Origin of the sequence: Pectinatus cerevisiiphilus, from assembly GCF_004341685.1 — a bacterium.
GTDB classification, from domain to species: Bacteria; Bacillota; Negativicutes; order Selenomonadales; family Selenomonadaceae; genus Pectinatus; species Pectinatus cerevisiiphilus.
On the sequence record NZ_SMAA01000012.1, the window covers coordinates 67,815 to 77,685 of the forward strand.

The following is a 9,871-nucleotide window of genomic DNA, read 5'->3' on the forward strand; positions in this document are numbered from 1 at the left end:
AATAATTTTAGTGAGGATGGTAATTTACACTCTATGTTACTGAATAAAAAATCTGTTGAACTCTTAGCGCCTGTCGGCCAGTGGAATACACTGGAAGCGGCCATACACGCGGGGGCTGATGCAGTCTATATGGGCGGCAAGGCATTTAACATGCGTATGTTTCGTGATGATTTTAACTTTGACAATGCAACTTTGCAAAAAGCTGTGGAGTATAGTCATGCGCATGGTGTGAACCTGTATATAACCCTGAATAATCTCATCAGTGATGATGAAGTCCCCCAACTTATTGATTATCTCCAATGCCTTGACCGTGATATTAAGCCGGATGCCCTTATTGTCCAAGATCTGGCTGTGGTAGAAATAGTCAAGAAACTGCATCTTAACCTTAATCTGCATTCATCAATAATGATGAATACCCATAATGCACTCATGATCGAAAAATTTCGCCAATATGGTATCAGCCGTGTAGTGGCAAGCCGTGAAATGAGCCTTAGCGAAATACGTCTTTTAAAACAAAAAACAGGCATTGAACTGGAATATTTTGTGCACGGTGATATGTGTATTGCAGAAGGCGGACAGTGCTTACATTCGGGAGTCGTGTTTGGCAATAGCAGTAACCGCGGGCGTTGCATGAAAGCCTGCCGCTGGCAGTATAAATTTGGGGAAGAAGCAAAACTGGCTGATCCAGAATTTATAGAAAAACAGCCATTTTCCTATAAAATGGCATTAAAAGATATGTGTATGTATCGCGCTCTGCCGGAATTGATCCAATCTGGCGTATATTCCTTTAAAATTGAAGGACGTATGCGCGATGCTGCTTTTGTCAGTCGGCTTGTGAGTATTTATCGCCATGCCATTGATCGTTATATTGCAGATCCAACAGGCTATAGTATAAATGAAGATGATTGGCAGCAGCTTTATGATAGCAAAGTAAGGGGTTTTTCTACCTGTTTTGCCATAAATAAGCCGACATATAAAGATATAGGCCTTACTGGCAAAAATGAACCGCGCTTTTTTAGCAAAGCAGTTCCAGAGGCTGCTTTGGAATATAAAGTAGACACGCCTGTCAAAACACCACAGCAGAATAAACCTAAACTAGCTGTACGTTGTGCTTCCTTGCAGCATTTAAAAGAAGCCTGTGCCAATGGCGCTGATATAGTGTATGCGGGCGGAGATGTATATCAGCCTTTGGTACCATGGACGCTTGATGATCTCATTCAGGCTAGAAAGATTACGGCTGGCGCCGGCTGCAAGTTGGTAATATCGACACCGCGCATAACGCGTACACGTGAATTAAGTGAATTGGAACAGTTATTTACCAATCTGGGAGAGGTCAATCCAGACGGTATTCTTGTCCATAATATGGGTGCTTTCTTATTGGCGAAGAAAATCACCAAATTACCAATATATTGTGGCACTTCTTTCAGCCTTTTCAATTGTAATACAGCTGCCTTGTTAAAAAGCGAGGGTGCAGTGCAAGCAGCAGCTTCCCTTGAACTGCCGCATAAACAGGTGCTAGAGCTTATCCATAATAGTACACTGCCTATTGAGGTGGTTGTACATGGTTCAATCGAAGCGATGATCTGTGATTTTGATTTTATTGCAGAAGAAACGGGTAAAAGCCAGCTTTCTGATCCGGCTGCTTTTAAAAAACATTATGCTTTTATTGATGCCGCAAACGAAATCCATTCTATAAGACGTACCCAATATGATAGTAATCGCATCCTTTTCGCGCATGATCTTTGCCTGCTGGCATATTTGCCAAGTTTAGTAGGAGCAGCATCGGTTTGTATTGAGGCGCAGGATTACACTCCTGAATATACAGGCAGATTGGTGAATATTTACCGCCAGCTGATTGATGCTTATAGTGCTTATAACATTCATGAAATATTGGAAGAGATCGCACAAACGGGACCGCGTAAAATAGGCAGCGGCGTATATCGTTACGAAGTTTCAAAATAAGAAAATATTATTTCATAGTTTTGAAAATATATTATTTATCCGCACGTATATTTAGGAAGCTCCCAATCAACCCGGCAGGAGCAGTTTTATACTGCTGTCTGCTTTTATTTTAAAGATCTTCTTTTAAGTACATTATTATTACGAAATATTCGAATGGGAGATTGTTTCATGACAAATTATATCGGTCCGAAGGAAATACTAGCAAAAAAGAAAAAATACATAATGCCTTGTCTAGGCCACTTCTACCAAAATCCGCCGGAATTCGTCAAAGGAAGAATGCAATATCTTTACGACAGTACCGGTAAAGAATACCTTGACCTTTTTGCCGGTGTATCGGTTATCAACTGCGGCCATTGCAATCCGGAAATCACCAAAGCTGTATGTGCGCAGGTGAATGATTTACAACATGTTTGCAATATATATCTCACCGAAAATTTTGTTAATCTGGCAGAAAAACTAGCACAGATAACACCGGGAACTTTGCAAAAATCTTTTTTTTGCTCTACTGGTACAGAAGCTAATGAAGGTGCTTTACTGCTTGCCCAGTTATATACGGGAAACAATGAATTTATCGGTCTGCGCCATGGTTTGCACGGACGCACAAAATTGACAATGAGTCTGACGGGGATAAGTATGTGGCGTACTGATCCGCATCCAGTAGGAGGAATACATTTTGCACCAAACCCTAACTGTTACCGTTGTCCATTAAAAAAACATTATCCAGAATGCGATCTTGAATGCGCTAACATGCTGGAAGATATAATCAGTTATGCTACTGCCGATAAAGTAGCGGCTTTTATCGCTGAACCGATACAAGGCAATGGTGGCATAATTGTGCCGCCTAAAGGCTATTTTAAACGCGTTAAGGAAATTTTGGCAAAACACCATATTTTACTTATTGTTGATGAAGTGCAAACGGGCTTCGCGCGTACTGGTAAAATGTTTGCTATTGAAAATTTTGATACAACGCCAGATATAATGACTATGGCTAAAGCACTTGGCAATGGAGCACCGATAAGTGCCTTTATTGCCAGACCGGAAATAGCGGATATATATGTAAAACCTGGTGCCTCGACGCTTGGTGGTAATCCTGTATCAACAGCTGCTGGCATAGCAGTGGTTAAATACATTACTGAACATAATTTGATGGAAAATGCCAGACAAAGAGGCGCCCAACTGAAAAAGGGCTTGCAGGATATCCAAAGAAACCATCCGCTTATCGGTGATGTCCGGGGATTAGGACTTATGGTAGGGGCTGAATTGGTAAATAAAGACAAGAGCCCTGCTGCTGATAAACTGGATAAAATAGTTGAACAAATGAAAGATGATGGTTTTATTATCGGTAAAAACGGCATAGCGAGAAATGTGCTTGCTTTTCAGCCACCACTAGTTATAAATGAAAATGATATAAACAATATGCTGGAAGCGCTGGAAAGCGCAATTAAAAAGTATGAATAAAAAAATTGGTCTTCCAAGTATTAATTAAACACTTGGAAGACCAATTTTTATTCCATTTTTGAGGAAACATATTTTAAGAGAATGTGCGCACTTTTGCGGTTAGTGGCAAGTGGGACGTTATGTACATCGCAAATTCGCAACAAAGCGTTGATATCTGGTTCATGTGGCTGGGCATTTAGTGGGTCGCGTAAAAATATGACGTAATTAATTTTTCCTGTAGCTACAAGAGCACCAATCTGTTGATCACCGCCTAAAGGCCCTGACATCAGTGTTTCGACATTAAGGTGATATTTTTCGTTTATCAGCATTCCTGTAGTACGTGTGGCGACAAGGTGGAATTTCTCCAATAATGCTTTGTGGTTATTAACAAAATCCAACATCTCGTCTTTTTTTTGGTCATGGGCTATTAATGCAATAGTTTCCATAATACAGCAGCACCGGCTTTCTCAAATTTTTATTATTTTTTTGCTTTTATTAACAACAATTTATGATAGACTTACATAAATGGAAATATCGTTTAAAAAAACTATTTTTGTTATAAATTATTTCACTGTCGGTATAAAAATTTCTCTTTATAGTATAGACTATTTATCTAATTTGGTAAACACGAATATATATATTGTTGCAACAAAGTAGAAGTTATGATAAAATAAGTGAGCAAAAGCAGTTTCTCAGGTGAGACTGCGGCGCTTGGGTCTTACGCAATGGAGATTCATGAACCCCGTCAGGTCCGGAAGGAAGCAGCGGTAAGTGATCGCCTCCATGTGCCGTAAGGGTGCCTGAGCGCCGTAGTCTGATTTGAGAAGCTGTTTTTCTTATTGTTTTAGGAGAGGATGATTGATTTATGTCTTATGTAGCGCTATATCGTAAGTGGCGCCCAAAAGACTTTGCTGATCTGGTAGGGCAGGATCATATCAGCCATACTCTGGCACAAGCGATAAAAATAGGTAAAATTGGCCATGCGTATTTATTTTCCGGCCCACGTGGTACAGGAAAGACAAGTACGGCTAAAATTCTTGCCAAGGCACTTAATTGCGAACATGGACCTACGGCTAAACCCTGCAATAAATGTAGTTGTTGCCAGAAAATAAATAACAATACATTTATGGATGTATATGAAATAGATGCGGCTTCCAATCGCGGTATTGATGAAATACGGGATTTACGGGAAACTGTGAAGTTTGCCCCGGCAGATGGCAAATATAAAGTATATATAATTGATGAAGTGCATATGCTTACGGCTGAAGCATTTAATGCATTGTTAAAGACATTAGAGGAACCACCAGAACATGTAGTATTTATTTTAGCCACTACGGAAATACAAAAAGTGCCGGCAACCATCCAATCCCGCTGCCAAAGATATGATTTTAAGAGAATAACTAATAGTGATATAAAAAAACAGTTGAAAAAAATAGCTGCTGCTATCAATATTGAAGCAGAAGATGACGCACTTTCCCTCATAGCAATTCATGCAGATGGTGGGATGCGTGATGCATTGAGTCTGCTTGACCAATGTACATCTTTGTCTGCGGAAAAGCTGACAGCAGAAAATGTTCGCAATATTCTGGGCATCGTTGGCTATGAATATATTAGCAAGATAACAGATTCTATCATCAGTAATAAACCACAGGAAATTTTGCATTATATTGAAGAAATTTTGGCAACAGGCAAGGCTATAAGCCAGCTTTTAACCGAATTGGCATTTCATTGGCGTTCCCTTATGATTTATAAAGCTGCCGGTGAAGCCCCGTCTGATTACCAGGAAGATATTTCTGTCCTTGCTAGGCAGTCTTCAGCTTTTAAGCATGAGCAGTTGACGGCAATGATTGATGCTGTATATGAGGCACTTAACCAAATACGCTGGTCTCCCCAGCCGCGGGTGACTGTTGAAATGGCATTGTTGCGTCTATGCTCTCCGCATGAAGTAGTTTTACCAAAGGGGCAGTCAGCTGAATATACCCAGTTGCAGGCAATGGCGCAAAAGATTTCACATCTGGAAAATGTAATCTATGAATTAAAGAATGCCAGCCATACAGCGGTTCCGGTTGCTGCTAAGCCGATACGTACGACTGCAAATAGCGGTGGGGGACAAAAGCCGTATCCTGCTTCTCCGGCAAGCCCTAGTGTTGCAAAAGCAGGTTCAGCTGCACAGCAGCCTTTGCCTTCGCATAACAATGTACCCCCTTCACCAAAGGAACTTAAAGATGCACAGGCGGTTTGGCAAGCAGTGCTTACTGCTTTGAAGGAACAGCATAAAATTCCTGCGTTGGCCTGTGTGGAAAAAGCGCAGGTTTGTGAATTGCAGAATGATCAGTTAGTCCTCAGCTTTAAAGCACCATTTCTCAAGGCAAGAACGGAAAAGGCTGACTATAAGAGTCTGATAGAAGGAATTTTGTTAACCAAAACGGGCAGGCAGATAAATCTTGTTTGTACGATGGCACAGGCAAGTTTACCGCCGTTGCCACCGTCTGAGAAAAATTCACCTTCTAATGGAACAGCCACTAAAAAAACGGTCGCACCAGCGGCTGAAAATAATTTGAGCACAGAAGAGAAGCAAAGACTGCAAAAAGCTGTAAATATTTTTGGTGATAATATCATAGAAGAAAATGAAGAGCATTAATTGCGAAAGCGGGGATTGTCCAGCGGGCAGAAAATCCCTGCTTTTAATGTTGGGTTAAAAATTTAAACAAAAAAAGGGCTGTAGATAATAAAGTGCTATTATCGTACAACCCTAAAGAAGCCATTAGGCAATTATCGGTTGTTATTATACGAAATGTTCATAGTAAAGCAAACCGATGGTTTAGTAATAAAACCTTCATGCCGTAATATTATTTTGCTGTATTTATTAAGTAAGGCAAAGCTTATGCGGCTATATAGCGCGTATAAACACTGTAGATAAACAAAGCAAATGCCAGTCCCATAAATATAAAGCTCAAATACTTTACATATTCACTGGTTTTCTCATTTAAATCCGCATGACGCTGTGCATATATGGATAACAAAGCTCCTTCCAACAGAATATAGATACCTTTGTCAATATTTATCAATTGCGGCCAACCGAGCACTAAAAAGACAAAGTTGATAATTATGAGTATTATCAAGAGAATATCTCTTCCTGCCTTTTTCGGTGGCGGCGCAGTAGAACCCTTGGCTTTTTCAATTCTTTCGCTAATCTTTTTTGAATACCGGGCCATCCACACCAATCCTTTTTTATCAATTTCATATATTATAACATAAATTTGAAACGGTGACTAACAGGCTGGTATTATACACTTTTACAGCACAATTTTAGAAATTTTGGAGTAGCTTTAAAGTTATTTGCCCATTCCGAATGGATTATGACTGATAAATATATTCCTAATTATTCAGTTTAGCTACAGCTTTTTTGTAAATAGCGATTGCTACTTTTAGTAATGATTGATACAATATGATATATATGTATTTTAATTCAGATAACATAAGGAATTGAGGTGTACATTTTGCGTCTGTATATACGACGCAATAATACAATGATAAGACAGAATCGCAATAGGGAAAAACTGGCGAAATACTATAATATATTCATGGAAACTGGCGAAATTAATCCGAATGTCCATCCTTGGGTGGCAGAATCATGGCGTAAAAGTAAAGAATACGCCGTCAAAGCAGAAAAATTTAATGATCTGACAGAAATAAGCAAAGAAGATCTGCTCGCTCTCCAAAATAAGCATAAGGCAGCTATGGATTATATGCAGGAATTCACCACAGGAATAAAAGATTTTTTGCAGGAATATGATTTGTGTCTTTTATTACTTGACAGTGACTGCACTGTCATAAGAAATTATGCCTCACCATATAATCGGTTGCTTTCCAGAAAAATTGAGGGCGCCAACTTAAAATTGGAAAACATCGGTACTTTCAGTGCCAATATAGCGGCAAAATATAAAAGCCTTTTCTGGATGTTCGGACCAGAAATTTGGCTAAAGGCATACCATGATTGTGACACTGGAGCGGCACCTGTCTTTGTGTGTGGGAAAGTTGCCTATATCATAACCGTTTTGATTAAGGATTATGATAAGCTGCCACAAGATGCAGTGATATCCTTGCTCATGTCCATAAAAACAGCTATGGAAATACATTTGAAACAGAAGATGTCTTTGCAGGCACAGGAAGCTATTCTGGATGCGACACCATTTGCTGTATACCATATCCTAAAGAATGGTGATGTGGCTTATGCCAATAGGCTCGGTGCTTCACGACTGGCAGGAATCGGTGCTTTGGATGAACAGTCAAAGACGATGAACCTTAATGACGTGGTTTTAAATTATAAACACACGCCTATTTATAAAGGATTTCAAGGCATATCCTGCATAAATCAGGAAGCTACATGGACTACGCAGGTGAAAACATATGAAGATATAACTACCGTAGTGCCTATAAAGGAAAATAAAAACGATGGCAATGAAGAAATCGGTAGTGTCGTTGCTGTGACGATGCCAATTGAAGATCTTCGTATGTTAGTGGCACATGCGGCAGGTTATACCGCTAAATACAGCCTTGATAGCATTGTCGGCATAAGTTCGGCCTGTAATCTTATGAAGGAACGTGCTATGCGGGCGGCTAAAAAAGATGCCCATATTTTACTTCAGGGAGAACCGGGAACTGGTAAGCAGCGTCTTGCCCACGGTATACACATGGCCAGTGCACGCGTTAATGGGCCGCTTATCTCGATTAACTGCGGCAATGTCACTCCTGAGTTATTGGAACAGGAACTGTTTGGGGCGCGCATTGGACGGGAAATCAGCCATCCAGGTAAACTGGAATTAGCCAGCGGTGGTACATTGCTGATGGATGAAATCGAAAAGCTGCCTCCACAGATAGCGGAAAAATTGGCTGAATTTCTTCATAACAAAAAGATACGGCGGATTGGTGAAGAAGTTGAAAGAGCGATTAATGTCCGCATAATTGCCTCTTCGGACGGTAATCTGCGCCGTCTCTGCGAAAAGAATCTTTTTGACGAAAAATTGTTCGAAATAATATCACGCAGTATTATCCATCTGCCGCCGCTTCGCAGCCGCAGGGAGGATATTCCTTTATTGACGGAAAGTATTATTGCTGAATTGACAGCCCAACACAAAATCGGCTTAAAGAAGCTGACGGAAGATGCTATGGACATGCTTAAGCAATATGATTGGCCGGGAAACATTAAACAATTGCAAAGTGTTATAGAAAATGCTGTGTTTAGTGTAAAAAGTGATATAATCACTGCGGATAATATAAATCTCATGGGCAATGTAAGACCCGACAGCAAGTGGAAAGAAGACAAGGATATATTCATGCGTGCATGGCAATCAGCCGGTGGCAATATCAGCCGTTTGGCAAATCTGCTGGGCGTAAGCCGTGTAACACTTTATCGTTATATAAAAAAATATGGTATAGAAAAATAAAAGAAGGGCAAAGTGATTATTTGGAATCACTTTGCCCTTCTTTTGTTTGCCAAGATGAAATAGCTCAACTCTTTATCCAGCCAAGTTTTTCAAATAAAGGAATGTAATTGAGCCGCTTGCAAAAAGAATTATATGTGTTTTCTGTATGGAAAACAGGAATGCGTTCCAAAGCGAAGATGTTACTCGAACTTCCTGCCGTACCGTATTTTATCGTAAAGGCGGCACGATAACCGGCATCTTTGAGCATCTGTGCTACATAAAGATTGTATGTACCCGTTGGATAAGCAAAGTAAGTAGTATCTTGCCCTAATTCTGCATCAATCTTTTTTTTGGATTCTGTTATTTCATTTTTTATCTGTTCATTTGTAAGTTCTGTGAGTGATCTATGGGAAACCGTATGTGACTGGATAGAAATGCCATTTGCCTTTAATTCCCTGCACTGATCCCAGGTCAGGTAGTTTGGATATTGGCTTACAAAGCTTGATACAACAAAAATAGTTGCAGGAAAACCATATTTTTTGAGAATAGGATAGGCATTTTTATAATTATCTTCATAACCGTCATCAAATGTTATTACGACAGGATTAGATGGCAGTTCTTTGCCATGTTCAAGATTATCATACAAATCATCTGGTGTAATAATGTGGTAATTATTGTTTTTGAGATAGGCCATTTGCTTGTCAAAATCTTCTGGTCTAACGGATAAGGATATATCCATGTTGTCTATTTTATGATAATTTAAAACAATAATTCCATCCTGACCCATGCTTTCGAGTTCCTGGCTGCCTTCAGTAAGGGCATGCGGGCTGGAAAGAGCAATGGGGATAAAACATAAGAATATAAATAAAATGATTTTTTTGATCAATGAATATTTCATTTAGTTTCCTTCTGACTCCTCTCATTTGGTAAACTATCAAAAGTAATTATAACCCCTGTGTGTTAGCATAGTTGTCAGTGATAGATGAAAGCTTTTGTGTTACTATAGAGAAGTATCACAGAAAGGAGCTCGACACCCATGCAGTATA

General features: G+C 39.7%; 7 protein-coding genes and 1 other RNA gene. 5 read left to right on the plus strand and 3 right to left on the minus strand.

The window, feature by feature from the left end:
* Positions 1 to 33 precede the first annotated feature (33 nt).
* Positions 34 to 1,962 (plus strand): peptidase U32 family protein, encoded by a 1,929-nt coding sequence (locus EDC37_RS08765; RefSeq protein WP_132550469.1) that lies wholly within the window; start codon positions 34 to 36, stop codon positions 1,960 to 1,962.
* A gap of 168 nt (positions 1,963 to 2,130) precedes the next feature.
* Positions 2,131 to 3,420, plus strand: coding sequence for an aspartate aminotransferase family protein (locus EDC37_RS08770; RefSeq protein WP_132550470.1), 1,290 nt, complete (start codon positions 2,131 to 2,133; stop codon positions 3,418 to 3,420).
* A 47-nt stretch (positions 3,421 to 3,467) separates the two neighbouring features.
* Here EDC37_RS08770 and EDC37_RS08775 read toward each other — a convergent pair whose 3' ends face one another.
* Positions 3,468 to 3,845: a methylglyoxal synthase gene (locus tag EDC37_RS08775; protein WP_132550471.1), complete on the minus strand. Its 378-nt coding sequence runs from the start codon at positions 3,843 to 3,845 to the stop codon at positions 3,468 to 3,470.
* A gap of 142 nt (positions 3,846 to 3,987) precedes the next feature.
* On the opposite strand from EDC37_RS08775, the gene ffs reads away from it, so the two are divergent.
* An RNA gene (gene ffs / locus EDC37_RS08780) (signal recognition particle sRNA large type) lies at positions 3,988 to 4,251 on the plus strand.
* A gap of 13 nt (positions 4,252 to 4,264) precedes the next feature.
* A complete protein-coding gene (gene dnaX, locus EDC37_RS08785) occupies positions 4,265 to 6,040 on the plus strand; it encodes a DNA polymerase III subunit gamma/tau (RefSeq protein ID WP_132550472.1) in 1,776 nt (591 codons plus the stop codon).
* A gap of 241 nt (positions 6,041 to 6,281) precedes the next feature.
* On the opposite strand, the gene EDC37_RS08790 is transcribed toward dnaX, so the two are convergent.
* The gene (locus tag EDC37_RS08790) at positions 6,282 to 6,614 is read right to left on the minus strand and encodes a hypothetical protein (RefSeq protein WP_132550473.1); all 333 of its coding nucleotides are present in this window, start codon (positions 6,612 to 6,614) and stop codon (positions 6,282 to 6,284) included.
* 315 nt (positions 6,615 to 6,929) lie between these two features.
* Here EDC37_RS08790 and EDC37_RS08795 point away from each other — a divergent pair, with 315 nt between their 5' ends.
* The gene (locus EDC37_RS08795; protein ID WP_132550483.1) at positions 6,930 to 8,846 is read left to right on the plus strand and encodes a sigma 54-interacting transcriptional regulator; all 1,917 of its coding nucleotides are present in this window, start codon (positions 6,930 to 6,932) and stop codon (positions 8,844 to 8,846) included.
* Between the two features lie 64 nt (positions 8,847 to 8,910).
* Here the strand turns inward: EDC37_RS08795 and EDC37_RS08800 are convergent, their stop codons facing one another.
* Complete coding sequence (locus EDC37_RS08800; protein WP_132550475.1) at positions 8,911 to 9,723, minus strand: polysaccharide deacetylase family protein; 813 nt, start codon at positions 9,721 to 9,723, stop codon at positions 8,911 to 8,913.
* Positions 9,724 to 9,871: the final 148 nt, after the last annotated feature.

What these genes read in the sequence shown, in the direction of transcription:
- EDC37_RS08800 (WP_132550475.1), bottom strand. Translation starts at nt 9,723, where the DNA reads ATGAAATATTCATTGATCAAAAAAATCATTTTATTTATATTCTTATGT.
- EDC37_RS08795 (WP_132550483.1), top strand. Translation starts at nt 6,930, where the DNA reads ATGATAAGACAGAATCGCAATAGGGAAAAACTGGCGAAATACTATAAT.
- EDC37_RS08765 (WP_132550469.1), top strand. Translation starts at nt 34, where the DNA reads ATGTTACTGAATAAAAAATCTGTTGAACTCTTAGCGCCTGTCGGCCAG.
- EDC37_RS08790 (WP_132550473.1), bottom strand. Translation starts at nt 6,614, where the DNA reads ATGGCCCGGTATTCAAAAAAGATTAGCGAAAGAATTGAAAAAGCCAAG.
- EDC37_RS08770 (WP_132550470.1), top strand. Translation starts at nt 2,131, where the DNA reads ATGACAAATTATATCGGTCCGAAGGAAATACTAGCAAAAAAGAAAAAA.
- dnaX (WP_132550472.1), top strand. Translation starts at nt 4,265, where the DNA reads ATGTCTTATGTAGCGCTATATCGTAAGTGGCGCCCAAAAGACTTTGCT.
- EDC37_RS08775 (WP_132550471.1), bottom strand. Translation starts at nt 3,845, where the DNA reads ATGGAAACTATTGCATTAATAGCCCATGACCAAAAAAAAGACGAGATG.